General features: G+C 71.8%; 15 protein-coding genes and 1 pseudogene. 9 read left to right on the top strand and 7 right to left on the bottom strand.

Annotated features, from left to right (window positions below; translation table 11 throughout):
- The first annotated feature begins 6 nt into the window (after positions 1-6).
- The 3 genes from LB823_RS15410 (at position 7) to LB823_RS15400 (ending at position 2,787) form a co-directional block, all read left to right on the top strand.
- Positions 7-510, top strand: a complete 504-nt coding sequence (locus LB823_RS15410) for a ferritin (RefSeq protein ID WP_224648201.1) — start codon at positions 7-9, stop codon at positions 508-510.
- Positions 511-617: 107 nt separating this feature from the next.
- Positions 618-1,286 carry a TetR/AcrR family transcriptional regulator gene (locus tag LB823_RS15405; RefSeq protein WP_224648198.1) on the top strand — a complete coding sequence of 223 codons (669 nt, stop codon included), beginning with the start codon at positions 618-620 and terminating at the stop codon, positions 1,284-1,286.
- Positions 1,279-2,787 carry a glycosyltransferase family 39 protein gene (locus LB823_RS15400; RefSeq protein WP_224648196.1) on the top strand — a complete coding sequence of 503 codons (1,509 nt, stop codon included), beginning with the start codon at positions 1,279-1,281 and terminating at the stop codon, positions 2,785-2,787. Before LB823_RS15405 ends, LB823_RS15400 begins: the two co-directional genes overlap by 8 nt.
- A gap of 36 nt (positions 2,788-2,823) precedes the next feature.
- On the opposite strand, the pseudogene LB823_RS15395 reads toward LB823_RS15400, so the two are convergent.
- Together LB823_RS15395 and LB823_RS15390 are read right to left on the bottom strand one after the other, a co-directional pair.
- Positions 2,824-4,048 (bottom strand): annotated as a pseudogene (locus tag LB823_RS15395) (Glu/Leu/Phe/Val dehydrogenase dimerization domain-containing protein).
- Positions 4,049-4,190: 142 nt separating this feature from the next.
- The gene (locus tag LB823_RS15390) at positions 4,191-4,700 is read right to left on the bottom strand and encodes an Lrp/AsnC family transcriptional regulator (RefSeq protein ID WP_224648194.1); all 510 of its coding nucleotides are present in this window, start codon (positions 4,698-4,700) and stop codon (positions 4,191-4,193) included.
- A gap of 155 nt (positions 4,701-4,855) precedes the next feature.
- Between LB823_RS15390 and hppD the strand changes: the two genes are divergently transcribed.
- From hppD to fahA, 4 genes are read left to right on the top strand one after another with little or no spacing between them, the layout of a single operon-like run.
- Positions 4,856-6,100: a 4-hydroxyphenylpyruvate dioxygenase gene (gene hppD, locus LB823_RS15385; RefSeq protein ID WP_224648192.1), complete on the top strand. Its 1,245-nt coding sequence runs from the start codon at positions 4,856-4,858 to the stop codon at positions 6,098-6,100.
- A 25-nt stretch (positions 6,101-6,125) separates the two neighbouring features.
- Positions 6,126-7,316: a homogentisate 1,2-dioxygenase gene (locus tag LB823_RS15380; RefSeq protein ID WP_224648190.1), complete on the top strand. Its 1,191-nt coding sequence runs from the start codon at positions 6,126-6,128 to the stop codon at positions 7,314-7,316.
- Positions 7,313-8,158 (top strand): hypothetical protein, encoded by an 846-nt coding sequence (locus LB823_RS15375; protein ID WP_224648188.1) that lies wholly within the window; start codon positions 7,313-7,315, stop codon positions 8,156-8,158. The genes LB823_RS15380 and LB823_RS15375 overlap by 4 nt, the downstream gene beginning before the upstream one ends.
- Positions 8,155-9,351, top strand: coding sequence for a fumarylacetoacetase (gene fahA / locus LB823_RS15370; RefSeq protein WP_224648185.1), 1,197 nt, complete (start codon positions 8,155-8,157; stop codon positions 9,349-9,351). Before LB823_RS15375 ends, fahA begins: the two co-directional genes overlap by 4 nt.
- Before the next feature lie 70 nt (positions 9,352-9,421).
- Here the strand turns inward: fahA and LB823_RS15365 are convergent, their stop codons facing one another.
- Together LB823_RS15365 and LB823_RS15360 are read right to left on the bottom strand one after the other, a co-directional pair.
- Positions 9,422-10,447, bottom strand: coding sequence for an aspartate-semialdehyde dehydrogenase (locus LB823_RS15365; RefSeq protein WP_224648183.1), 1,026 nt, complete (start codon positions 10,445-10,447; stop codon positions 9,422-9,424).
- A 2-nt stretch (positions 10,448-10,449) separates the two neighbouring features.
- The gene (locus tag LB823_RS15360; protein WP_224648159.1) at positions 10,450-11,715 is read right to left on the bottom strand and encodes an aspartate kinase; all 1,266 of its coding nucleotides are present in this window, start codon (positions 11,713-11,715) and stop codon (positions 10,450-10,452) included.
- 150 nt (positions 11,716-11,865) lie between these two features.
- Here LB823_RS15360 and LB823_RS15355 point away from each other — a divergent pair, with 150 nt between their 5' ends.
- Both LB823_RS15355 and LB823_RS15350 read left to right on the top strand, forming a co-directional pair.
- Positions 11,866-12,678 (top strand): hypothetical protein, encoded by an 813-nt coding sequence (locus tag LB823_RS15355; protein ID WP_224648157.1) that lies wholly within the window; start codon positions 11,866-11,868, stop codon positions 12,676-12,678.
- A 47-nt stretch (positions 12,679-12,725) separates the two neighbouring features.
- Positions 12,726-13,946, top strand: a complete 1,221-nt coding sequence (locus LB823_RS15350) for a mannosyltransferase family protein (protein ID WP_224648155.1) — start codon at positions 12,726-12,728, stop codon at positions 13,944-13,946.
- A 109-nt stretch (positions 13,947-14,055) separates the two neighbouring features.
- Here LB823_RS15350 and LB823_RS15345 read toward each other — a convergent pair whose 3' ends face one another.
- The 3 genes from LB823_RS15345 to LB823_RS15335 all read right to left on the bottom strand — a co-directional run.
- Complete coding sequence (locus LB823_RS15345) at positions 14,056-14,259, bottom strand: MbtH family protein (protein WP_224648152.1); 204 nt, start codon at positions 14,257-14,259, stop codon at positions 14,056-14,058.
- Between the two features lie 50 nt (positions 14,260-14,309).
- Entirely contained in the window at positions 14,310-15,149 is an 840-nt protein-coding gene (locus tag LB823_RS15340; protein ID WP_224648150.1) for an ABC transporter permease, read from the bottom strand.
- Positions 15,146-25,898, bottom strand: a 10,753-nt coding sequence (locus LB823_RS15335) for a non-ribosomal peptide synthetase (protein WP_224648148.1), incomplete at its 5' end; no start/stop codon positions are given. The genes LB823_RS15335 and LB823_RS15340, both read right to left, overlap by 4 nt.

Genomic DNA, 25,898 nt, shown 5'->3' with positions numbered 1-25,898 from the left:
GCTCTCATGAAGCTCACGGATGCACTCGAAGAGAAGTTCAACGACCAGATCACCCTGGAGTTCGAGGCCTCGCTGGTGTACCGCCAGCTGGCCATCGAGATGGAGATCCGGGACCTCCCGGGCATCGCGGCATGGCTGCGCCACCAGGCCGACGAGGAGATCGTCCACGCCAACAAGTGGATCGATCACCTCTCGGACCGCGACAACCACCCGAAGATCGGCGCCTCGGCAGCCCCGAAGGTGGACGTGCAGACCGTCCTCGACGTCTTCAACGTCGCGCTCGAGCACGAGCGTCGCGTGTCGGACTCGATCCGCGACCTGTACCGGGCCGCGAACGAGGACATCGACTCCAAGAGCCTCATCCAGTGGTTCGTCAACGAGCAGGTCGAGGAGGAGGCCACGGTCAGTGAGATCGTCGGTCGCCTCAAGCTGATCGACGGTGACGGCCCCGGCCTCCTGCGCCTCGACGAGGAGCTGGGTTCGCGCCCGACGCGCACCACCGAGGCCTGATCAAGCCACCTATTGCAGCCCGGGAAACGGGGTCCTCCATCACGGAGGGCCCCGTTTTTCGTTCGCAACCCTTCCCTTCCTGTGGCCGGTCGTGCTAATTTCTGACCATGCGGCCAGAAAATGAATCGAGCGGCCAGAGGTCGTTCATCGAGGAGGCCCGCCGCCGGCAGATCATCGCGGCGGCGGTCGAGGTCCTCGCCGACGAGGGCTACGGCCGCGCCACCCTGGCCCGGATCGCGCGCCAGGCAGGCATCTCGAAGGGCGTGATCTCCTACCACTTCGACGGCAAGGACGACCTCATGCGACAGGTGGTCATCCACCTGTTCGTGGCCGGCGCCGAGTTCATGGGCCCCAGACTCGCCGAACAGCACACAGCGACCGACATCCTGCGCACCTACATCGCGACCAACCTCGAATACATCGAGTCGGAGCGCCGGTTCCTGGGCGCGATGGTCGAGGTGGTCCTGAACCTGCGCAACCCGGACGGCACACCCGTGTTCGGCCCGAGCGACGGCGAGAAGGAGATGCTCGCGCCGCTCGCCGAGATCCTGCTGGGCGGCCAGGATTCCGGCGAGTTCTCCTCCGACTTCGATCCGATGATCATGGCCCGTCTCATCCGCGACGCGATCGACGGTGCCGCGGGCCGCGCCGCCCGCGATCCGGACCTCGACCTCGACACCCACGCGGAGCAGATGGTCCGCGTCTTCCTCGCCGCGGTGCAGCCCTCGCCGCACGAGCCCTCTCCCCTCGCACCGTCGGAGGACACCGATGACTGAGACCACGTCCGCCCCCGCCGACCGCCTCGACACCGCGCCCGCGCCCGTCGCGTGGGTCGCCCTCGTGCCCATCCTGCTGCTGAGCGGGATCGCCGCCGCGTTCGGCGCGAGCAAGTACCACCTGTTCGGCGACGAGCTGTACTTCATCGCCGCCGGACACCACCTGTCGGTGAGCTATGCCGATCAGGGGCCGATCCTGCCCCTGCTGGCACTCCTCGGCGACGCGATGCCCGGCGACTCCCTGGTGCTGTTCCGGCTGCCGTCGGTCCTCATCACGCTCGCGGGGATCCTGGTGTCGGCGTTGATCGCCCGCGAGCTCGGCGGCGGGCGGTTCGCGCAGGCACTGACGGCCGGCGCGTACGCCACGTCGACCTTCCTCCTGCTGCAGTCCTCGCTGCTGGCCACCAACGCGATCGACACCCCGCTGTGGGTGGCGATCACCTGGCTGCTGGTGCGCTGGGTGCGCACCCGGCAGGACTGGCTGCTGTTCGCGGCGGGCGTGGTGACCGCGATCGACATGCAGGTCAAGTGGCTGATCCCCGTGTTCTGGGTCTGCGCCATCGTGGCCGCCTCGATCTGGGGCCCACGGGATCTCGTGCGTCGGCCGGCGCTGTGGCTGGGCGGGGCCTTCACCGTGGTCACGATGATCCCCGCGCTGCTGTGGCAGGCAGACCGGGGCTGGCCGTACCTCCAGCTCACCGACCAGGTCGCCGAGGAGAGCCAGTACGCGGGCGGCCGCATCGGCTTCGTCCCGATCATGCTGCTCACCGCGGGCGTGCTCGGAGCGCTCCTCCTGCTCTACGGCCTGTACGCCCTGATGCGGTCGGAAGGCCTGCGGCCCTACCGCTTCCTGGCGCCCGCGTTCGTCCTGCTGGTGATCGTCTTCATCATCACCGCGGGCCGCCCGTACTACCCGGGCGGGATGCTGCCGGTGATCATCACCGCCGGCGCCGTCGCGTTCGAGGCGCTGCCGAAGCCGAAACTGAAGGCGGCACTGACGGCGCCGCTGTCGCTCCTCGCGGTCGCGTCCATCGTCGTGAGCCTGCCCTTCACCCCCGAATCCGATATCGCGGAACCGAAGTCGCTGATGGAGGCGGGCATGCAGATCTCCGTCTACGGTCAGTTCGGCTGGCCCGAGCTGACGCGGGCGGTCGAGGAGTCGATCGCGGGGCTCCCGGAAGACGAACGGCCGCAGGCGATCGTCGCCAGTTCCTACTGGCAGGCGTCTGCTCTGCAGTACTACGGGAACGGCCTGCCTCCCGTCTACAGCCCGAACCGCGGCTTCGGATACTTCGGTGCGCCCGCGGATTCGACGACGACGGTGCTCCGCGTCATCAGCTCCGAGGCCGAGCTGCAGGACGACATGTGCGACCGGGCGCGTACCCTCCGTCGGTTCGATCACCGGATCGGCATGCCGACCGCCTCGACCGGCGTGGACATCCGGCTCTGCCACCCGCGGGCGCCGTGGTCCACGCTGTGGCCGGAGCTGCGCCGCATGTGAGACGCCGGACCGGGCCCTGGGCCCGGTCCGGTCTCGTCAGACGAGCTGGTCCAGCGCGATCTCGAATGCTGTGGCCGCCACCAGCGTCGAGCCCGCGGAGCGCGCGCGGCAGCGCTCGATGGCGGTGCCGATCGTGCGCGAGACGTCGCCGAAGATCGCCTCGTCGGACACCTCGACCTCGCCCTCCATGAGCATCGCGAACGCGCGCCATGCCGCAGTTGGCGATGAAGTCGGGAATCACGGCGACCTGCCGGTCCGCGTGCTCGTACACCGGGCCGTAGAAGATCTCGGGGTCGGCGAAGGGGACATTGGCCCCCGAGGCGACCACCTCGAGACCGGCACCGATCATCGCGTCGACCTGGTCGCGCGTGACGAGGCGCGAGGCGGCGCAGGGCAGGAACACCTCGGCGCCGATGGACCAGATCCGTTCCGCGGCCTCGTCGAACGAGAGCAGTTCGTCCGCGACCAGCTGATTGCCCCGCTTCGCCAGGAACAGGTCGGTCACCTCGTCGGCGCTGATCCCCTCGCGCCGGACGAGGCCGCCGTCGCGGTCCAGGATCCCGACGACGAGCGCCCCTGCCTGCGCGGCGTAGAAGGCCGCGGCCGCGCCGACGTTGCCCCAGCCCTGCACGATCACCCGCTTGCCCGCGAGCGAGCCGCCGTACACCCGGTAGAAGTGCCGCACCGATTCCGCGACGCCCCAGCCCGTGATGAGGTCGGAGACGCTGTACCGGCGCCCGTGGTCCGGCGCGAACCGCGGGTCCTCGACGATCTTCGCGACGCCCAGCCGGAGCTGGCCGACCCGCTGCACGCGATCGCGGCCGTCCGCGGCGAAGTGGCCGTTCACCACGCCCTCCTGCGGGTGCCACAGGCCGTGGCTCTCCGTGATCGGGACGACCTCGGACTTCTCGTCGACGTTGAGGTCGCCGCCGGTGCCGTAGTAGGCCTTGAGCAGCGGCGAGACCGCCTTGAACCAGCGCCGCAGCACCTCGTCCTTCCGCGGGTCCGTGGGGTCGAAGTCGATGCCCGACTTGGCGCCGCCGATCGCCGGCCCGGCGACGGTGAACTTGACCTCCATCGTCTTGGCGAGCGATTCGACCTCGCGGCGGTCGAGGCCCCGGCGCATGCGGGTACCGCCGCCGGCCGCGCCGCCGCGCAAGGAGTTGATCACGGCCCAGCCGCGGGCGGAGGTCTCGGAATCGTGCCATTCGAAGACCACCTCGGGCGCCTTCGCTTCGAACCGGGTGAGCAGCTGCTTCATGTCGCTCCTGTGGACTGCGGGATGCCGATGTGAACGGCATCACTGTGGAACCCACAGCGCCCCGCGGGCAACGATCCGCCGGGCGATCACACAGAGTGCGCACCGAATGCGAAGCTCCGCGATGTGGAGCTGTGCAATCTGCTCAGCCGCGGTACCGCGGCGAGCGGGACACCGGCCGTGCGTCCAGCGTCCGCAGCAGCGGCATCGCCCGGAAGGGAACGATCTCGGACAGCACGACGATGCTGATCGACCGTGCGACCAGCGGGGAACGCCCGATCCGGAGCAGGGTCTCCTGCAGGCCCGCATGCGATTCGGCCGCCACCCGGCACAGCACGTCGCTCCCGCCGGTGGTCGCGAAGGCCTCGAGGACGTTCGGGATGGCGGCGAGCGCCTCGGCGACGGCGCTGAGCTCGCCCTGCGCCGTCTCGAGCTGGACGAAGCACTGCACGCCGAAGCCGGCGGCCGCGACGTCGAGGTGCGGCTGATAGCCCGCGATGACGCCCGCGCCCTCCAGCTTCTTCAGCCGCGCCTGGACCGTCGCGCGGGCGACCCCGACGCGGCGCGAGGTCTCGAGCACCCCGATCTGCGGGTCGCGGTGCAGCGAGTCGAGGAGCGCGAAGTCGACGTCGTCCAGTTTCACGGGTTCCAGCATGGCACGGTCTTCCTAGTCGATCTGCCTACCTCTTCCGCCGCGGAGGCGGCTGTTCGGGGCAGTTTGGGCAGCCGGAGCTGTCGCTGTTGTCACCGGCTCCGCACGGGCCGATGGTAGTGATGCACGTTACATCCGGCCCGGAAGGTGAGACGACCATGACGACGAAGACCGCGCCCGAGCAGACCTCCCTCGAGCAGACCCTGACCGACGAGGAGAAGCTCGCCGGCCTCGGCGCCGAGCAGTTGCACCAGCTCGTCGGGCTCGTCTCCTACGACGCCACGCGGGACGCCTTCCCGGTCAACGGCTGGGACGCGATCGTCTTCGTCGTGGGCAACGCGACCCAGACCGCGCACTACTACCAGTCCGTCTGGGGCATGGAGCTGGTCGCCTACCGGGGACCGGAGCAGGGTGCTCGCGACCACAAGTCGTTCGTGCTGCGGTCGGGGTCGATCCGGTTCGTCGTCCAGGGCGCCGTCAGCCCGGACAGCCCGCTCGTCCAGCACCACGCCCGGCACGGCGACGGCGTCGTCGACATCGCGCTCGAGGTGCCCGATGTGGACCGGTGCATCGCGCACGCCCGGGCCTCCGGCGCGACCGTGCTCGCGGAGCCCCACGACGTGACCGACGAGCACGGCACCGTGCGTATCGGCGCCATCGCGACGTACGGCGAGACCCGGCACACCCTGGTGCAACGCGTCGTCGACGGTGCCCGGTACGACGGGCCCTACCTCCCGGGCTACGTGCCCGCCACCAGCACCTTCCGAAAGCGCGACGGTGCGCCCAAGCGCATCTTCCAGGCCCTCGATCACATCGTCGGCAACGTCGAGCTCGGCCGGATGGACGACTGGGTCGGCTTCTACAACCGCGTCATGGGCTTCACCAACATGGCGGAGTTCATCGGCGACGACATCGCCACCGACTACTCCGCCCTCATGTCCAAGGTCGTCGCGAACGGCAACCACCGCGTGAAGTTCCCGCTCAACGAGCCGGCGATCGCCGCGAAGCGCTCGCAGATCGACGAGTACCTCGAGTACTACGGCGGCCCCGGCGCGCAGCACCTCGCCGTCGCGACGAACGACATCCTCGCCGCCGTGGACGCGCTGCGCGCCGAGGGCGTGGAGTTCCTGAACACCCCCGACGCCTACTACGACGATCCGGAGCTGCGGGCGCGGATCGGTCAGGTCCGCGTCCCCGTCGAGGAGCTGCGCTCGCGGGGCATCCTGGTCGACCGCGACGAGGACGGCTACCTGCTGCAGATCTTCACCAAGCCGCTGGGCGACCGGCCCACCGTGTTCTTCGAGATCATCGAGCGCCACGGCTCGCTCGGCTTCGGCAAGGGGAACTTCAAGGCCCTGTTCGAGGCCATCGAGCGCGAGCAGGACCGGCGCGGCAACCTCTGACGAGACCGGATCCAGGAGGACTCCCATGGCCTACTACCGCAGCGTCGGGACGATCCCGCCCAAGCGCCACACCCAGTTCCGGCGCGACAGTGGGGAGCTCCACTACGAGGAGCTGGTCGGCGAGGAGGGCTTCTCGTCCGACTCGTCCCTGCTCTACCACCGCGGAATCCCGTCGGCGATCACCTCTGCCGAGCCGTGGGAGCCCGGCGACCTGAGCCTGACGCCCAACGCGCCGCTGCTGCCGCGGCACCTGCGCCTGCACGACCTGTTCGACGGCGCAGCCTCAGCGGACCCGGTCACCGGGCGGCGCCTGGTGCTGGGCAACGCGGACGTGCGGATCTCCTACGTGGTCGCCTCGAATCCGTCGCCGCTGTACCGCAACGCGATCGGCGACGAGTGCGTGTACGTCGAGGAGGGTTCCGGCGTCGTCGAGACCGTGTTCGGCGCCCTCGAATTCCGCACCGGCGACTACGTCCTGATGCCCCGCGCGACCACCCACCGCTGGGTTCCCGCCGCGGGGACGACGGTGCGCGCCTACGTGATCGAGGCGTGCGGCGGGGGCGGCGGGCACATCGCCCCGCCGAAGCGGTACCTCTCGCGGTACGGCCAGCTGCTGGAGCACGCACCGTACTGCGAGCGGGACCTGCACGGCCCGTCGGAGCCCCTGCTGCGCGAGGGTGTCGACGTGGAGCTTCTGGTCAAGCACCGCGGCGCCGCAGGCGCGACGGGAACGCGCTACGTGCTGCCGACGCACCCCTTCGATGTCGTCGGATGGGACGGCTGCCTGTACCCCTACACCTTCAACGTCGCGGACTTCGAGCCGATCACGGGCAGGGTGCACCAGCCGCCGCCCGTGCACCAGGTGTTCGAGGGGCCGGGCTTCGTTGTCTGCAACTTCGTGCCGCGCAAGGTCGACTACCACCCCCTGTCGATCCCGGTGCCGTACTACCACTCGAACGTGGATTCCGACGAGGTGATGTTCTACGTCGCGGGCGACTACGAGGCGCGCAAGGGCACCGGCATCGGCCCGGGCTCGATCTCGCTGCATCCCGGCGGCCACGCGCACGGCCCGCAGCCGGGCGCGATGGAGGGCAGCATCGGCATGGAGCGGTTCGACGAGCTCGCCGTCATGGTCGACACCTTCGCCCCGCTGCAGCTGGGCGAGGGCGCGCGGGCCGTGGACGACGGTGTGTACTACCGCAGTTGGTCACGATGAGCCCGCTCCTGGCGGCGCTCGTGGACGACGCGGGCCTGTTCCCGCCGACGGCGCTGCCGATGCGCGAGGCGCTCGTCCGACACCGACACGACCTCGCCGGCGGCGACCCGATGCTCACCCACCGGTTCCTCTGCCCCGTCGATCGGATCGACGAGCTGCGCACCGGGCTCGCCGACGACGATCGGATCGCGCTGGGCCTCATCGCCTCCGCAGGCATTTCCGATACAGCACTCGCGGCCGCTGCGGCGAAGGTCGACGCCGACCCGCGCCTGCGGCTCGCCCTCGTGGAGATCGCGTGCGAGCCCTCTGATCTGGACGCGGCGCTCCCGGCCGCGATGGCCCTGGGCACGCCGGTCTTCGTCGAGTCGCCCGACCGCGCGGACACCCCGCGCCTCGCCACAGTCCTCGCGGGACGCGGCGCGGGGCTGAAGATCCGGTGCGGCGGAGTCCGCGCCGCCCTGTTCCCCCACCCCGACGAGGTCGCAGCCGCGCTCGTCACGGCGGCCGCAGGCGACGTCCCGGTCAAGGCGACGGCCGGCCTGCATCACGCGGTGCGGCACCGGGATCCGGCGACCGGTTTCACCCACCACGGATTCCTCAACCTGGTGCTGGCCGCCGCGCGCGCCGCGGCCGGCGGCGAGCCCGGAGCCGTGACCGCCGCTCTCGCGAGCACGGACGGCCCGGCGCTCGCCGCCGAGGCGGTGAGCCTCTCACCCGCCGGGACCGCGGAGGCCCGTCGGCTCCTGCGCGCCTACGGCTCGTGCAGCACCGCGACCCCGCCCGCCGAGGCCGCCGCGTTCGGCCTCGCCCCCGCATACCCGACCGAAGGACAGAGATCGTGACCACCACCTGGGCACCCGTGCCCGCCGGCTCCGGCTTCGGCGTCGAGAACCTGCCCTACGGCGTCTTCCGTCCCGCCGGCGGCGCACCCCGCGTGGGCGTGCGCATCGGCGACCACGTTCTCGATCTCGCTGCGGCGCTCGGCGATCCGGTCTTCGCGGCGCCGTCGTTGAACGGCTTCCTCGCCCGCGGCCGCGCCGACTGGCGCCGGGTGCGCGCCGAGATCGTCGCACTGCTCACCGATCCCGCGCGAGCGGCCGAGGGCACCGCCGCTCTGTGCCCGCTCACGGAGGCGACGCTGCAGCTGCCCTTCGAGGTCGCCGACTACGTGGACTTCTACGCCAGCGAGCACCACGCCACCAACCTGGGCCGCCTGTTCCGCCCGGACTCCGCTGCGCTGCTGCCGAACTGGAAGCACCTGCCCGTCGGCTACCACGGGCGCGCGGGCACCGTCGTCGCCTCGGGAACGCCGATCGTGCGGCCGGCAGGACAGCGGAAGGCACCGTCGGACGAGGCCCCCGTCTTCGGCCCGTCCGTGCGCCTGGACATCGAGGCGGAGCTCGGCTTCGTCGTCGGCACGGGCAGCGACGCCGGGAAGCCCGTCGGCACCGGGGGTTTCGCCGAGCACGTCTTCGGCGTCTGCATCGTCAACGACTGGTCGGCCCGCGACATCCAGGCCTGGGAGTACGTGCCCCTCGGCCCCTTCCTCGGCAAGAGCTTCGCGACCTCGATCTCGCCGTGGATCGTGCCGCTGGAGGCTTTGGCGGCCGCGCGCATCGCGACGCCCCCGCAGTCGCCCGAGCCGCTCCCCCACCTCCGCGACGCCGAGGACTGGGGCCTGGACATCGATCTCGTGGTCGAGCTCAACGGCGAGATCGTCTCACGCCCGCCCTACGCGCCGATGTACTGGTCGCCCGCGCAGATGCTGGCGCACATGACGTCGAACGGCGCGCGGCTGCGCACCGGCGACCTGTTCGCCTCCGGCACCGTCTCCGGCCCCGAGCGCGACCAGCGCGGCTCGCTCATCGAGCTCACGTGGAACGGCGCCGAGCCGCTGCGCCTGGCCGACGGCTCCGAGCGCACCTTCCTGGCGGACGGCGACGTCGTCACCCTCCGCGCCACCGCGCCGGCACCGGGCGGCGGCCGCATCGACCTCGGCGAGGTGACGGGGCGGATCGCCCCGACGCCCGCCTGACCCGGGGGAACGACGAACGGCCCACGGATTCCTCCGTGGGCCGTTCGGTCCGTTCCGTCGAGAAGAGCTGCTAGACCAGCAGCTCCGCGATCTGCACCGTGTTCAGCGCGGCGCCCTTGCGCAGGTTGTCGCCGCTGATGAACAGTGCCAGGCCGCGGCCCTCGGGCACGCCCGGATCCTGGCGGATACGGCCGACGAGCGAGTCATCGGCGCCCGCGGCGGCGAGCGGCGTCGGCACGTCGACCAGCCGGACCCCAGCAGCAGAACCGAGCAGCTCCTGCGCCCGCGCCACCGACAGCGGCTTCGCGAACTCGGCGTTGATCGACAGCGAGTGGCCGGTGAGCACCGGCACGCGCACGCACGTGCCGCTCACCAGCAGCTCGGGCAGGCCGAGGATCTTGCGCGACTCGTTGCGCAGCTTCTGATCCTCGTCCGTCTCACCCGAGCCGTCGTCCACGAGCGCGCCGGCGAGCGGCAGCACGTTGAAGGCGATCGGCGCGACGTACTTGTTCGGCGCGGGGAACTCCACGGCCGAGCCGTCGTGCACCAGCTTCTCGGCCTCGGGCTCCACGGCGCGGACCTGGGAGACGAGCTCCTCCACGCCGGCCAGGCCGGAGCCGGAGACGGCCTGGTACGACGAGACGATGAGCCGCTGCAGGCCCGCCTCGTCGTGCAGCACCTTGAGCACCGGCATCGCGGCCATCGTGGTGCAGTTGGGGTTGGCGATGATGCCCTTCTTCAGGTCGCGGACCTGCTCCGGGTTCACCTCCGAGACCACCAGCGGCACGTCCGGGTCCTTGCGGAAGGCGCTCGAGTTGTCGATCACCGTGACGCCGGCGGCGGCGAATCGCGGCGCCTGCACGCGCGACATCGTCGCGCCCGCGCTGAACAGCGCGATGTCGAGCCCCGTCGGATCGGCGGTCTCGGCGTCCTCGACGACGATCTCGCGGTCCCCGAAGGGCAGCTTCTTGCCCGCGGACCGCGAGGACGCGAAGAAGCGCACCTCGTCGGCCGGGAAGTTCCGGTCCAGCAGCAGCTGCCGCATGACGGCGCCCACCTGGCCGGTGGCGCCGACGACTCCTACGCGTACGCCCATGGCTATCGCCCCGTCCCGCCGTAGACGACGGCGTCCTCGTCGGCACCCAGGCCGAAGGCCTCGTGCAGCGCCTTGACGGCCTCGTCGAGCTCGGTGTCGCGGATGAGCACCGAGATGCGGATCTCCGAGGTGGAGATCAGCTCGATGTTGATCCCGGCGGTGGACAGCGCCTCGCAGAAGGTGGCGGTGACGCCGGGGTGGCTCTTCATGCCGGCGCCGACGAGCGAGACCTTCCCGACATGGTCGTCGTAGACCACCGAGTCGAAGCCGATCTCCTTGCGCAGGACCTCGAGCTTCTCGACGCCCAGCGGGCCGAGCTCGCGCGGCAGCGTGAACGTGATGTCGGTGCGGCCCGTGTCCACCTTGGACACGTTCTGCAGCACCATGTCGATGTTGATCTCGGCATCGGCGATCGCGCGGAAGACGCGGGCGGCGTAGCCCGGCTTGTCCTCGAGGCCGACGACGGTGATCTTCGCCTCGCTGCGGTCGTGGGCGACGCCGGTGAGAATTGCCTCTTCCACGGGGATGTCCTCCATAGATCCGTTGACGATGGTGCCGGGCTTGGTCGAGTACGACGAGCGCACGTGGACCGGGACGTTGTAGCGGCGCGCGTACTCCACGCACCGGAGCATGAGCACCTTCGCGCCGCACGCCGCCATCTCGAGCATCTCCTCGAAGGAGACGGTCTTGAGGTGCTTGGCGTTGGGCACGATGCGCGGGTCGGCGGTGTAGATGCCGTCGACGTCGGTGTAGATCTCGCAGACGTCGGCGTTGAGCGCGGCGGCGAGGGCGACGGCGGTCGTGTCGGAGCCGCCGCGGCCGAGCGTGGTGACGTCCTTGGTGTCCTGCGAGACGCCCTGGAAGCCGGCGACGAGGACGATCTTGCCGTCGTCGATGGCGGCCTGGACGCGCCCGGGCGTGACGTCGATGATCTTCGCGGCGCCGTGCTTGCTGGTGGTGATGACGCCGGCCTGCGAGCCCGTGAAGGACTGCGCCTCGGCACCGAGCGAGTGGATGGCCATCGCGACGAGCGCGTTGGAGATGCGCTCGCCCGAGGTGAGCAGCATGTCCATCTCGCGGGCGGGCGGCGCGGGGCACACCTGGTTGGCGAGATCGAGCAGCTCATCGGTGGTGTCACCCATCGCGGAGACGACGACGACGACGTCGTTGCCCGCGCGCTTGGTCTCCACGATCCGTTCGGCCACGCGCCGGATGCGCTCGGCGGAGGAGACGGAGCTGCCTCCGTACTTCTGGACGACGAGTGCCACGTGGAACCTCTCCGTTGCGGGCTTCGATGTGCGCCTCGATCCTACCGACCTGGGTTCTTGGGCCCGGAGGGCACCGCTCCAAGCGGTGCGCAACCCACCGTTCAGCCGGATCGCGGATAATCGGTGGGAACGCGAACACAGGAGATCCCCATGAATCCCTACGGCGGCCAGAACCCCGGCCAGAACGCCGGCGGACGCCCCGCCGGGCAGCCGGGCGGACAGCCCGGCGCCCAGCCCGGACAGTGGCAGGGCGGCTACCCGCAGCCGGGCCGTCCGCAGGCCCCCCAGCAGGGCGGCTACTCCGTCCCCCAGGGCGGTCCCGCGGGCCCGCAGGGCACGCAGCGCTTCGGCCAGCCGGGCCAGCCGCAGGGCGGTTTCCCCGCCGGCCCCCCGCCGTACGGGAACGGCCCCGTCGGCGGCGGCAACGGCGGGAACAACGGCGGCGGGGGCAACAAGGGCCTGATCATCGCGCTGGTCGCGATCGGCGCCGTCCTCGCAATCGCTGCGGCCGTCGGAGCCGGTCTCGCCCTCAAGTCCGACGACACGTCGACGGCGTCGCCCGTCACCTTCTCGGCGGGGGCCACCACGACGACGGCGGGCGCCCCGACGTCGGGCGCGGTCGTCCCACCGAGCGAGCCCGCCACCCAGTCGGACGGCTTCCTCACCACCGCCCCGAAGACCACCACCGGCACGTCCACAGGACAGACGGTGCGCCTCAAGCTGTCGGCCACCGGCAGCGGCGCGGGCGCAGTGCTCGTCGTCGGCGTGCAGGGCAACACCATCCCGAAGGCGTCGACGCTGCCGTGGGAGTGGCAGGGCACCGCGACGATCGGCGACCGGATGTCACTGCTCGTCACCGGCACCGGCCCGGTGACCTGCACCATCGTCGTCAACGAGCAGGAGTTCACCCAGTCCGGGACGAACACCGTCGACTGCACGATCACCCGGGTCGCCGCGCCGTGACGGCGGTCGGCGCGCGCGGGGGCGCCGTGCCCGACACCGTCGGTACGATGCAAGCCGTGCCGACCGCCCCCGACCTCGCCGACTCCGGAGCCGCGACGGCACCGTCGTCCCTGCTCGACCGCACCCGCGACGTGTGGCTGCCGGTCGTCCTCTACCTCGCGATCCGCGGCATCGGCCTCGCGGTGCTGGCCCGGTTCGCGCAGCTCCGCAACCAGAACCTCGCCGATCTCCTGACGGCCTGGGACGGCAAGTGGATGATCGGCCTGGCCACCTACGGCTACAACGACATGCCGTGGCGGTTCGTGGACGCGCGGGGCGAGCACACCGCGGACACCGCCTACGCCTTCTTCCCCGGCTTCCCGATGCTGGTGCGGGCCGTGGCGCAGCTGCCCGGCTTCGACGCCTACCGCGCCGCCCTCACCGTCAACGTGATCCTGGGCTGCGTGGCCGCCGTCGCGGCCTACCGGCTGGGCCGGCTGTGCGTCGAGCACATGCCGAAGGTGCCCGTCCACCTCGCCGACCGCGCAGGACTCCTCACGACGGTGCTGTTCGCCGCGGCCCCGATGTCCATCGTGCTCACGATGGCGTACACGGAGGCGCTGTACTGCGCGCTGGCCGGCTGGGCCCTGGTGGGCGTGATGGAACGCAAGTGGATCCTCGCGGGGGTCTGCACGGCCCTGGCCGGCTTCTGCCGCCCCACGTCGGTGGTCCTGATCGGGGTGGTGGCGCTCGCGGCGCTCCTCGCTGTCCTCTCGTCCGGCGGCGCCGAACGCGTCAAGGCGGCGATCTGCGTGCTGCTCACGCCGCTGGGCTGGCTGACGTACCTACTGGTCGTGGCGCACCACACCGGCAGCCTGACCGGCTGGTTCCGGATCCAGACGGAGGGCTGGGGCACCACCTTCGACCTGGGCGTGCAGACGTGGCAGTTCGTCAACTACACGCTGATCAACGGCTCGGACATCGCGGACCTGTCGGTCGTCGCGCTACTCGCGGCGTCGATCGTGCTGATCGTGCTCGCGGTCCGCTCGAAGATGCCGTGGCCGATCACCCTGTACGGCGCCCTGGTCGTGATCTCGTTGCTCGGCTCGGGCGGCCTCATGATGTCGCGCCCGCGCCTGCTGTTGCCCGCCTTCGTGCTGCTGATCCCGATCGCCATCGCTCTGGCGAAGGCCTCGAAACAGGCGCAGGTGTGGACCTGCGTCGGCGTCATCACCGTCACCTGCTGGTACGGCGCGCACATGGTGAGCGTGTACCCGCACGCCATGTAGGACGACGGGGCGGACGGCGCACCGTCGAACGCGACGGGCCGGCCTCACGGCCGGGCGCACACCGCGGGCCGGCAGGGCAGAGCCCGGCCGGCGGCGGTGGGGGAAGAGGTCAGGCGCGCAGGCTGAGCGGACGGATGTCCGACCACGCCGACTCGATGTACTCGAGGCACTCCGCCCGGGAACGGCCGCCCTCGCCGAAGGCGACGGTCCAGCCGCGCGGGGCGTCGCGGAACGTGGGCCACAGCGAATGCTGGCCCTCGTCGTTCACCAGCACGAGGAACTCGCCGGACTCGTTGTCGAAGGGGTTGTTCATATTCGTTTCTCCTTGTTGGAGGGATGGTGGGTCGGTCGGTCTGTTGGCCGTCAGTGCTTCATGTAGGCACGGGCGGCGAGGGGCACGATGATCACGATCATCGCGAGGGAGACGAGGGCCGAGTACGCGGTCGCGTGCTGCGCGGCCCAGTTGATGGGCTCGTCGACGACGGGCTTCGGGCTCAGGGGGTTGCCGAAGGCCTCGCGCAGCGAGCGCGCCATCGAGGTCACGGGGTTCCAGGAGGCGATCGTGCGGAGCGGGCCCGGCAGGTCGCCCGAGGCGATGAACGCCGACGAGATGAAGGCCATCGGGAACATGACGATCATGCACAGCGCCTGCGCGGACTCCGGCGTCGAGACGGACAGGCCGATGAGGGCGCCCAGCCAGGACATCGCGAAACCGAAGAGGAACAGCACGGCCAGGGACACCGCTGCGTCGACCCAGCTGCCCCGCATGCGCCAGCCGACCGCGAGGCCGACCAGCAGCATCACGGCCACGCTGATCACGTTGACCACGAGGTCGGACGTGGTGCGCCCGACCATGACCGCGAGGCGCGACATGGGCAGCGAGCTGAACCGGTCGATGATGCCGTTCTTCATGTCCGAGGCCACGCCGATCGCGGTGGGGCCCGAGCTGAACGCGACCGTCTGCACCAGGATGCCGGCGAGCAGGAACTCGCGGTACCGGTCGCCGCCCACCTCGCCGCCGAGCGCGGAGCCGAAGACGTAGCTGAACAGCAGCACGAACATGATCGGCTGCACCGTCGCGCCCAGCAGCAGCTGCGGGATCCGGACCAGCGTCGTCAGGTTGCGGCGGGTCATCACCGCGCAGTCGCTGAGGAATCCGCCCAGCGACGGCTCCCGCTCCCGCGGGAAGATGATCGCGGTCATGCGTTGTTCTCCTCGGTCTTGTTCGCGTCCTCGCCGGTGAGGGCGAAGAAGACGTCGTCCAGGGTGGCCTCGCGCAGCATCGCCGACTCGACGTAGACGCCGGCCTCCCGCAGGTCGTTGAGCACGGCGACGAGCTTGTGCTGGCCGTCGGCCACACGGATCGCGCTGAGCCCGGAGGCCTCCCGGATCGCGGTGCCGTCGATGGCGTGCCGGGCCAGGATCGGCCAGGCGGTCACGCGGTCGCGCTCGCGCAGGCCGATCTGGATCAGGTCCGCCGCGGCTGCCGACTTCAGCTCCGGCACCGTGCCGGACCGGATGATCCGGCCCTGGTCGATGATCGTGACCAGGTCCGCCAGGATCTCGGCCTCGTCCAGGTACTGCGTGGTGAGCAGCACCGAGATGCCGTCCTCCTTGCTGAGCCGGGCGATCACGTCCCACACGTCCTTGCGGCTGCGCGGGTCGAGACCGGTGGTCGGCTCGTCGAGCACCACCAGGCGCGGGCGGGCGATGATCGCCCCGGCCAGGTCGAGGCGCCGGCGCATGCCGCCCGAGTACGTGCCCGAGGCGCGATCCGCCGCGGCGGTGAGCCGGAACTGCTTGAGCAACTCGTTCGCCCGGGCCTTCGCCGAGATCTTGTCGAAACCGTAGAGGCGGGCGAACATCTCGAGGTTCTCGCGACCGGTCAGGTTCTCGTCGACCGCCGAGTACTGGCCCGAGAGGCCGATGATCGAGCGGGCGCGGCGCGGATCGGCCAGGGCGTCGACACCGTCGATGGTCACGGAGCCCTCGGAGGGCTTCATGAGCGTCGAGATGATCTTCACCGTGGTCGTCTTGCCGGCGCCGTTCGGGCCGAGCAGCGCGTGCACGCTGCCGGGCGCGATGTCGAGGTCGACGCCGTTGAGCGCGTACACCGCCTTCTTGCCGCGGCCGTACTTGCGGGCCAGGCCCCGGACGCTGACCAGCGGCTTGGTGTCGTCGAGCATCTTGCTCTTCGACGTGACCACCGCGGTGTAGTTGCCGGTGAGGAAGACGTTCATGGTGCGGGCGACCTCGTCGATCGCCGGCGACGCGCCGAGCTGGTTGTGCGTCGCCTCGATGTCGTGCACCTGCACCAGGCCCGTCACGTACGGCCGCCACAGCTGCGGCACGAGGCCGCCCGTGGTCTGCTCGGTCGCGCGGAAGACCAGCATGTTGCCGTCGTACTCGCGGGGGCGGTGCGAGTAGCCCAGCGTCGTGTTGTGCCGGTAGTTCGCCAGCAACCGCTCCATCTGGCCGCGTGAGAGCTCGCGCGCCGGGCCGCCGGCCGAGGCCAGCAGGTCCAGGGCGTCGTCGGTGCTCAGCTCCGCGTCGTCGTCCACGTCGAGGCCCACGAACTCGCGCAGCAGCGCCGCGATCGACATCTCTTCGCGCGGGCCGCGGTAGTCGCCCAGCGGGTAGGCGTCCATGAGGGCCAGGTTGACCTTCTCACCCAGTTCCCGCAGTTCGACGGCCATCTCGTGCGCGATGAGGCCGCCGAGGGACCAGCCGAGCAGGCTGTACGGCCCGTGCGGCCGGCTCGCGCGGATGTTGCGGACGTAGGTGCGCGCGAGCTCCCGGATCGAGTCGGCGGGCGGCATCGGGTACGAGATGCCGGGCGCCTGCAGGCCGATGATCGGGATGCTCGGGTCGAGCTCGCCCGACAGCCCGAGGTAGTTCCACGCGAGCCCGACGGCCGGGTGCACGCAGTACAGCGGCTCGACGCCCGGCGTGCCCGCGCGCAGCGGCAGGATCGGGTCGGTGATGGCGGTATCGGAATCCGCAGCCACGCCGGTGATCACGGCGGTGGTGGAGACCGGCGCCGGGGCGCCCGCGATCCGGGCCGCGATCGTGCCGACCTTGGCGTCCTCGAAGAACCAGCGGATGCTGGCGTCCTCGGCGTTGAACCGCTCGCGCAGCCGGTCGACGGCGATCGCGGCCTGCAGCGAGGTGCCGCCGACGGCGAAGAAGTCGTCGTCCATGCCGAGGGAGGCGACGCCGAGGACGTCGGAGAGGATCTCCGCGACGGCGCCCTCGAGGCTGGCCGCCGAGACCGCGCGCTGCTTGGCCGACGCGGGCCGCACGACGGCCGCGAGCGGCGAGACCGGGGCCTCGTCGGCCTTCCCGCCGGACGCCGGGGCGCCGACGGGCGGCAGGGCCTTGACGTCGGTCTTCCCGTGCGCAGTGACCGGCACGCTGTCGATCTCCTGGAAGACCGCCGGGACCATGTGCCGCGGAAGGCGATCCCCGACCCACGACCGGAGGTCGCCGACGGTGACGGCACGCTCGGTCACGTAGTACGCGACCAGGCGGGCCGCGGCCTGCGCCTCGAGCGAGCCGTCGCCGCGGTCGACGACCACGACGGCCTGCCGCACGTCCGGGTGGCTCTCGATGGCCGTGGCCACCTCGCCCGGCTCCACGCGGAAGCCGCGGACCTTGAGCTGATCGTCGCTGCGGCCGACGAACTCGAGCACCGGCTCCCCGGAGTCCGAGGCGCGCCAACGCACCAGATCGCCCGTGCGGTACATGCGCTTGTAGCCCTGCGCGTCGTTGTACGGGTTCGCGACGAACCGCGACGCGGTGAGCTCCGGTCGGTCCAGGTAGCCGAGCGCCACACCGGGTCCCGCGACGTAGAGCTCGCCGACGGTGCCGGGCGCCACCAGGTTGAGGCGCTCGTCGCAGATCATCAGCTGGGCGTCGGTGACGGCGCTGCCGATGCCCACGTTGTCGGGGTCGACGGCGCCCATGGTCGCGGCGATCGTCACCTCGGTCGGGCCGTAGGCGTTGATCAGGATGCGGCCGTTGGACCAGCGGCGCGCCAGCTCGGTCTGCAGCACGTCGCCGCCCACGCTGAGCGCCTCCAGCAGCGGCAGGTCACGATCGGGGATCGTGGCGAGCGCCGCCGGGGTGATGAAGGCGTGCGTGACCTCGTTCTCGGCGAGGAAGTCGCCGAGCGGCGAGCCGCCGTACAGCGTGACCGGCGCGATCACGAGCTCCGCGCGCGACCAGGTCGCGAGCAGCAGTTCGAGGATCGACGCGTCGAAGCTGGGCGAGGCGAAGTGGAGCACCCGGGCGCCGGCGCCGACGGCGTGCTGGCGGACCAGGGTGTCCGCCATGGCGGCGAGGCCGCGGTGCGGCACGACGACGCCCTTGGGCCTCCCCGTGGAGCCGGACGTGTAGATGACGTACGCGGGGTCGTCGACGCCCACCGGCGCGACCTCGGCCGGCGGGTGCTGGACCCGCGAGGACGCGAGGTCGACCGTGACCCAGTCGACGGTCTTCGGCAGACCGTCCAGGACGTCACGGACCGCCAGGCCCACAGCGGGTTCGGCGTCCTCGAGGATGTAGCCGATCCGCTCCGTCGGGTAGTTCGGGTCGACGGGCAGGTACACGGCGCCGAGGCGGGCGACGGCCCAGAAGGCGACGACCGAGGCGGCGGACCGCGGGATCGACACCGCCACCCGGGTCGCGGTGCCCACGCCGAGCCCGGCGAGCCGGTTGGCGAGCGCCGACACGGCCGAGTCCAGCTCCGAGTAGGTGTAGTGGAGGTCGCCGTCGCGCAGCGCGGGGGCGCCCGGCCGCTGCCGCACGGCCCGCGCCAGGATCTCCGCCATCGTGTGCGGCTCGATCGTGGTGGAAGCGCGCTGGAACAGCTCCTGCTCCTCCGGCAGCAGCACCGGGAGGTCGGCCACCGGGGTGTCCGGCGACGCGACGCCGGCGGTCACCAGCCGGGCGAGGCGGCCGACGATGCCCTCGGCCGTCCCGGGCCGGTACAGGTCGGTGCGGTAGCGCAGGTTGAACCGGAGGCCCTCCTCGACCTCGCGCACCTCGAAGGTGGCGTCGAAGGTCGTGGTGGCCGCGGCGAGCGGCAGCGGCTCCAGCTCGAACATGCCGCCGCCGTCGGAGGTGATGACGCTGAGCGGATCGCCCAGGTTCTGGTGGCTCAGCACCACCTGGAAGACGGGGTGGCGGTCCCGACTGCGCGGGGGCTGCAGCGCCTCGATGACCCGCTCGAACGGCGCGGTCGCGTGGACCAGGTCGTCGAGGTCGCCGCTGCGGATCCGGTCCACGAGGGCGTTGAAGCTCTCGGTGCCGGTCACGGTGGTGCGCAGCGCCACGGTGTTGACGAACATGCCGACCACGTCGCGCAGACGGCGGTCGGTGCGGCCGATCACCGGCGTGCCCACGACCACGTCGTCGGCGCCATTGACGCGGTGTAGGAGGGCCGCGAGGCCCGCGTGCAGCACCATGAACATGGAGACGCCGCGCTTGCCGGCGAAGTCCGCCAGGGCGTCCCGCTCGGCCTTCGGCAGCACGATGGCGACCTCGCCGGCGTCGGTCGAGCCGATCGTCGGGCGCGGGCCGTCGGCCGGGAAGGAGCTCTCCTCGGGCACGCCCGCCAGGCGCTCCGCGAAGTAGTCCACCGCGCCGGCGTCCTTCTCCGCCTGGCCGCGCTGCCACACCGCGTAGTCCGCGTACTGCAGCGGCAGCTCGGTCCACTGCGGCTCGGCGCCGGTGCTGCGGGCCAGGTACGCGGCCATGAGGTCGCGGGTCAGCGGCACCACGGAGGCGCCGTCGGCGGCGATGTGGTGCACCGCGATCGCGAGGATCGAGCCCTTGCCGGTGGGCGCCGTCATGACGCGCAGCGGCACGTCGCGGTTGAGCGCGAAGGGCCGCGCCACGAACTCGGCGATCGCCGATTCCTGGCCGGCGACGTTGGAGGTGGCGGTGCCGAACTCGGCGGCGAAGTCGCGGACCTCGCGCGCATCGGCGGGCAGGATCTCCTGGTACGGGCCCTCACCGGAGGACGGGTACCGGGTGCGCAGGCTCTCGTGCCGCGCGAGCAGATCGCGCAGGGCGGCGTCGAGGACGGCCTTGTCGACGGGACGGCTCGCGAGGAAGGCCGCGCCGATGTTGTAGGTCGGGCCCGGATCGATCTTGTTCTGCAGCCACATCCGCTCCTGCGCGGACGACAGCGGCATGCGGTCGCCGCGCTGCACACGACGCAGGCCCTGGTCCTCGAGCGCGGACTCGTTGGCGATCCGATCCGGATCGCCGGTGAGGGCGGTCGCGATGGCGGCGGGGGTGCGCAGGTCGAAGACGGTGCGCGCCTCGATCCCGTTGCCCAGCAGGCCCACCAGCTCGTTCGCGGACAGCGAGTTGCCGCCGAGGTCGAAGAAGTCGTCCTCGACGCCGATGGCATCGCTGCCGAGCACCTTGCGGAAGGCCTCGACGACGCGGCTCTCGCCCGGCGTGGTGGGCTTGGCCGCGGCGTTGCCGGTGCCGCCGAAGTAGGGCTCCGGGAGGGCGGCGTTGTCGAGCTTGCCGGTGCTGCCCATCGGCACCGAGGCGATGATCATCACCGCGGCGGGGACCATGAAGCCGGGCAGACGGGTCCGGACGTGGGCGCGGACCGCCGACGGGTCCACGTCGCCCTTGACGTAGGCGACGAGGGCCGACGCGCCGTCGGGGCCGGGGCGCACCTGGGTGGAGACGAAGTCGACGCCGGGCATCGTGTCGATGGTCGCGTCGATCTCGCCGAGCTCGATGCGGATGCCGCGGATCTTCACCTGGAAGTCGTTGCGGCCCACGAAGTCGACGATCAACTGGCCGTTGTCGCTGCGGGTCCAGCGCACCACGTCGCCGGTGCGGTACATGCGGGCGCCGGGCTCGCCGTACGGGTTCGCGACGAACCGGGACGCGGTGAGCTGCGGGCGCCGGTGGTACCCGCGGGCCAGCTGCGGACCGGCCACGTAGAGCTCACCGGGCATGCCGACGGGCACGGGACGCAGCTCGTCGTCGAGCACCATGAGCCCCTGGCCGCGGACGGGCGGGCCGATCGGCACGCGGCCGTCGCCGGACAGCGCGTCGGAGATCGCGGTCATGATGGTGGTCTCGGTGGGGCCGTAGCCGTTGTGCAGGCGGCGGCCGACGCTCCACTTCTTCGCCAGGCCGGGACCCAGCGCCTCGCCGCCGGCGAGGACGTGCGTCCACGACGGCACTGCGTCCTGGTTGACGGTGGCGAGCGTGGACGGCGTCAGGAAGCCGTGCGTCACGCCGTGATCGGCCACAATCTTCTCCAGCTCGCGGCCGCCGGTGGTGCCCGGGGGCACCACGACGAGCGGCGCGCCCACGCGGATCGCCATGAGGTGCTCGAGCACCGTCGCGTCGAAGGCGGTGGAGGCGAAGGCCAGCACGCGGGTGTCGGCACCGGTCTGCAGGCGCACGTGCAGCTCCTCGGCGAAGTTGCCGAGGCCGCGGTGGGTGACCACGGTGCCCTTGGGCTGGCCGGTGGAACCGGAGGTGTAGATGACGTACGCCGCGTCGTCCAGGTTCGGGACGATCTGCGGGTCGTACCCGTCGCCGTCCAGGTTGTCCATCGCGACCCAGTTGACGCCCTCCACACCGGATCCGGAGGCGGTCACGCCCACGCGGGCGCGCACGTCGTTCGCGATGTAGTCGCGGCGGTCCTGCGGATACTTCGGGTCCACGGGTGCGACCGCGGCGCCGGCCAGGGTGATGCCCCAGAAGGCGGTGATGGACTCCGCCGAGCGCGGCAGGTCGGTGAGCACGGCCTCGCCCGGCCGCGAGCCCGCGGCGAGCACGGCCGCGGCCACCTTGCGGGCGTCGGCGTAGAGCTCGCGGTAGGTGAGAGTGCGCGGCCCGTCGACCACGGCGGGACGGTTCGCGTACGTGCGGGCGGCCTCGCGCATGAGCTGGCCGAGCGGGGTGTGGAAGTCGGCCTCCACGCCGCGCACCGGGGTGAGCTCGGCGAGCCGGTCCGCCGACATGATGGGGAGCTCGCCGATGGTGGTCTGCGGGTTCGGGCCCACCGCGGTGAGCACAGCGACGAGCGCGTCGAGGATCGACTCGGCCTGCTCGGCGCGGTACAGCTCCGAGGCGTAGCGCAGTTCGATGGTGCCGTCGGCGCCGAGGGTGAACTCGAGGTCGAAGCGGGCGATCGGCACGTCGACGGGGACGACCTCGACGTCGACGCCGGCCATCGGGAAGTGCTGGGTGTCGAAGGGCCGCTGGTTGAGCATCACCTGGAAGATCGGGTGCCGGCCGGCGGCGCGCGGCGGATCGACGAGCTCGAGCACCGACTCGAAGGGCAGGTCCGAGTGGTCCAGCGCGTCGAGGTCGCCGTGGCTGACGGCGGCCAGGTGCTGCGCGAAGGTGCGGTCGTTCGTGGTCCGGGTGCGCAGGGCGATCGAGTTCACGAACATGCCGACGAGGCCGTCGAGTTCGGCCTCGCCGCGTCCGGCGACTGCGGTACCGACCACCAGGTCGCTCTGCCCTGACAGGCGCGAGATCGCCGCCGCCAGGGCCGCGTGCACCACGATGAACGGCGTGGTGGTGTGGGCCCGGGCGAGGCCGGCCACACCGGCCCACACCTCGGGCGCGACGCGGGTGTCGATCGAGCGGGCCGCGGAGACGACGCCGCCGGAGCGCGGCACCGCGGCGGGCGGCACCGACTCGGCCGGCGGGTCCGCCAGCACGTCGGACCAGAACCGGTCGAGCGCCTGGCGCGGCGCCCCGGTGAGGCGGTGCTTGTAGGAGCGGGCGTGCTCGGTGTACGTGCGCGGCAGCGGCGGGAACTTCGGCGCCTTACCGCTGGTCCGCGACGCGTAGGCGGTGGCGAGATCGCCGGCCAGCGGCATCATCGACCAGCCGTCGGCGGCGATGTGGTGGATCACCAGCACCAGCACCTGGTGCCGGCCGTCGATGCGGTAGAGCCGCGCGCGGATCGGCACGTCGGCGGCCAGGTCGAAGGGCTCGCCGGCGTAGTCCGACGCGGCCGTCATCAGCTCGTCGAGCGCCACGGAGCGCTCGGTGAAGGGCACGAGGTTCGGGCCGGCGGGCAGCACCTGGACCTCGGGCTCGCCGGCGGTGGGGCCGTTGCGGTACACGGTGCGCAGCGGGGTGTGGCGCGCCACGACGTCGCCGAGGGCGACGCGCATGGCCGAGACGTCCACGTCGCCGCGCAGGTGCAGCGCGACCGGGATGTGGTACGAGCCATCGGGACTCACGCGGTTGCGGACCCACATCTGGTGCTGCGCGGGGAGCAGCTCGGCCGCCTCCTCGGGGTCCGACGGTGCCGCGAACTCGGGCTCCGGCTCGACGGTGGCGGCGGCCGCGCTCTCCGCTGCGGCGGCGATCGCCGCGGCGGGCACGGGGGCGCCGCCGATGGCGGCGGCGAGTCCCTCGACCGTGGGGTTGGCGAAGACCGTCGCCACGCTGACGCGGGTGCCGGTGGCGGAGCCGAGGCGCGCCGCGATGCGGGTGGCGGAGAGGGAGTTGCCGCCCAGGTCGAAGAGCGTGGTGGCGACGTTGAGGTCGACGCCCACACCAGGGATCACCTCGGCGAAGGCCGCCGCGACGAGCTTCTCGGCGTCCGTCTGCGGTCCGCGGCCGGCGGACGCGTCCACGGCGGCTCGCTCGGGCTGCGGCAGCTGCTTGTGGTCGACCTTGCCGTTGACGGTGAGCGGGAACTCACCGAGGGCGATGATGTGCGCCGGGACCATGTAGGCCGGCAGCTCCGCGGAGATGCTCGCGGTGATCGCGTCCACGTCGGCGGTGCCGGTGACGTAGGTGACCAGCTCCGCGGTGGCGGTGTCGTCGCCGTGGACGACGGTGACGGCGCGCTCGGCGCCCGGTACCCGCATGACGGCGGCGTCGATCTCGCCGAGTTCGATGCGGAAGCCGCGCAGCTTCACCTGCGAGTCGACTCGGCCGAGGAACTCGAGCTCACCGTCGGAGTCCCACCGGACGAGGTCGCCGGAGCGGTACATGCGCGCACCGTCGGCCTCGAAGGGGTTGGCCACGAACCGCTCCGCGGTCAGGAGCGGGTTGCCGTGGTAGCCCCGGGCGATGCCCGGACCGGAGATGTACAGCTCGCCGGGGATTCCCGCGGGCGCCGGGCGGAGGTACGGGTCGAGGACGTACAGCCGGGTGCCCGGGATGGGGCCGCCCAGGCGGACGGGCTCGTCGCCCTGGAGCGCGCCCAGGGTGACGGCGATGGTGGTCTCGGTCGGTCCGTAGACGTTGACCAGGGTGCGCCCCTTGGCGGCCCACTTCTCGACGAGGGCCTGCGGCACGGTGTCGCCGCCCACGCCGAGCGAGGACAGCGCGGGCAGCTTCGCCGGGTCGAGCGTGGCGACGGCTGCGGGGGTGATGAAGCCGCCGTTCACCTCGCCCTGCGCGAGAACGTCTTCCAGCTCCTCGCCGCCGTAGACGTCCGGCGGCACCACGACGAGCGCCGAGGCGCTCTCCACGGCCATGAGCAGCTCGAGGACCGAGGCGTCGAAGCCGGGAGAGACGAAGTGCATCACGCGCGAGCCGTCGGCGAGGCCGTGCGAGCGGACCAGCTCGGCGGCGAGGCTCGACAGGCCGGCGTGGGTCACGCTGACGCCCTTCGGCCGCCCCGTGGAGCCGGAGGTGAAGATCAGGTAGGCGGGGTTCGCGAGGTCGATCGCGGGCCAATCGGCCTCGCTGGCACCGGCGTTCGCTCCCGGTCCCCACACGCGCGCGAGGTCCGCGGGCGTGAGGGTCGCGACGGGGGCAGCGGCGGAGGCGATGTGCTCGGCGCGCTCGGCGGGCAGCTTGGGGTCGATCGGCACGAAGGCGGCGCCGGTCTTGGCGACGGCCCAGACGGCGATCACGGACTCGAGCGAGCGCGGGATGCGCAGCGCCACGCGCTCTTCGGGGGCGGCGCCGACGGTCATCAGGTAGCGCGCGAGGCGGTCGCTGTACTGGTCCAACTCGCCGTAGGTGATGCTGCGGTCACCGTCGACCACGGCGATCCGGTCGGGGTGCGCGGCGGCGGAGCGGCGTAGCAGCGCGGGCATCGGGACGGACGGCCCGGCGGCAGCGGGTGCGCCCGCGGCGGCGCCGGCGAAGCGGGTCCACTCGGCGGCCTCGGCATCGGTGACGACGTCGAGCGCGGAGAGGGGCGTCCCGCCCGGCGCGGCGGCGAAGCGCTCGAGGTACTCCATGAAGCGCTCGAAGTGCGCGTCCAGGTCCGCCACGGTGTGGGCGGCCGGGTTGGCCTCCATGTCGATCCGCAGGGCGCCCTGCTCGGACTCGTAGACGGTGACGGCCACGTCCTCGGCCGGGCCGGAGGTGAGCAGGTTCAGGGTGCCGGCGGCCTCGCCCAGCGTGATCGCCGAGGAGAACATCATGATGTTGATCGTGTCGCCGAACGTGGAGCCGACCACGCCCTCGCGCAGCGTGGGCGCCTCCATCCGGGCCGCTGGGTAGAGCTGGTGCCGCAGGCCGTTGCGCAGGTCCAGGCCGGTGCCGTCGATGATGTCGGAGACGGTGGCGCCGACGCCCGCGCGGACCGGCACGGGCAGCACGTTGGCCGTCATGCCGGTCGAGCCCCGGAGTGCGGCGGTGGTGCGGGCGGCCACGGGCACCGAGACCGAGATCTCCTCGCGACCCGAGACGGCGGCCACGTAGGCGCCGAAGGCGGCGATCACCAGGCCGGTGCGGTTGGTGCCCAGCCGCTCCGCCGCGGCCTCGAGGCGGGCGCCCGCCTCGGCGCTGGGGACGCCGTTGCGGCGTCGGTTCAGGCTCGACGGTGCCGCGACGACGCGGCTCAGGCCCGCCGCCTCCGGAAGGGTCGTGACGACCCCCGCCCAGTACTCCGCGTCGCCGTCCGCGCGCGCGGAGGCGAAGTACTTCTCCTCCGCGGTGACGAAGCCCTCGGGGGCGAGCGGGGCGGGCTTGAGG

The sequence above is a fragment of the Tsukamurella sp. M9C genome, from assembly GCF_020169415.1.
Taxonomy (GTDB): domain Bacteria; phylum Actinomycetota; class Actinomycetes; order Mycobacteriales; family Mycobacteriaceae; genus Tsukamurella.
The sequence above is the reverse complement of the archived record's forward strand: the minus strand, read 5'-3'. Positions and strand labels throughout refer to the sequence as shown.

Excerpts from the sequence above, each read along its gene's own strand:
- LB823_RS15400 (WP_224648196.1), top strand. The coding sequence starts at position 1,279 with ATGACTGAGACCACGTCCGCCCCCGCCGACCGCCTCGACACCGCGCCC.
- LB823_RS15350 (WP_224648155.1), top strand. The coding sequence starts at position 12,726 with ATGCAAGCCGTGCCGACCGCCCCCGACCTCGCCGACTCCGGAGCCGCG.
- LB823_RS15390 (WP_224648194.1), bottom strand. The coding sequence starts at position 4,700 with ATGCTGGAACCCGTGAAACTGGACGACGTCGACTTCGCGCTCCTCGAC.
- LB823_RS15410 (WP_224648201.1), top strand. The coding sequence starts at position 7 with ATGAAGCTCACGGATGCACTCGAAGAGAAGTTCAACGACCAGATCACC.
- LB823_RS15345 (WP_224648152.1), bottom strand. The coding sequence starts at position 14,259 with ATGAACAACCCCTTCGACAACGAGTCCGGCGAGTTCCTCGTGCTGGTG.
- LB823_RS15340 (WP_224648150.1), bottom strand. The coding sequence starts at position 15,149 with ATGACCGCGATCATCTTCCCGCGGGAGCGGGAGCCGTCGCTGGGCGGA.
- LB823_RS15355 (WP_224648157.1), top strand. The coding sequence starts at position 11,866 with ATGAATCCCTACGGCGGCCAGAACCCCGGCCAGAACGCCGGCGGACGC.
- LB823_RS15375 (WP_224648188.1), top strand. The coding sequence starts at position 7,313 with ATGAGCCCGCTCCTGGCGGCGCTCGTGGACGACGCGGGCCTGTTCCCG.
- LB823_RS15405 (WP_224648198.1), top strand. The coding sequence starts at position 618 with ATGCGGCCAGAAAATGAATCGAGCGGCCAGAGGTCGTTCATCGAGGAG.
- LB823_RS15365 (WP_224648183.1), bottom strand. The coding sequence starts at position 10,447 with ATGGGCGTACGCGTAGGAGTCGTCGGCGCCACCGGCCAGGTGGGCGCC.
- LB823_RS15380 (WP_224648190.1), top strand. The coding sequence starts at position 6,126 with ATGGCCTACTACCGCAGCGTCGGGACGATCCCGCCCAAGCGCCACACC.
- hppD (WP_224648192.1), top strand. The coding sequence starts at position 4,856 with ATGACGACGAAGACCGCGCCCGAGCAGACCTCCCTCGAGCAGACCCTG.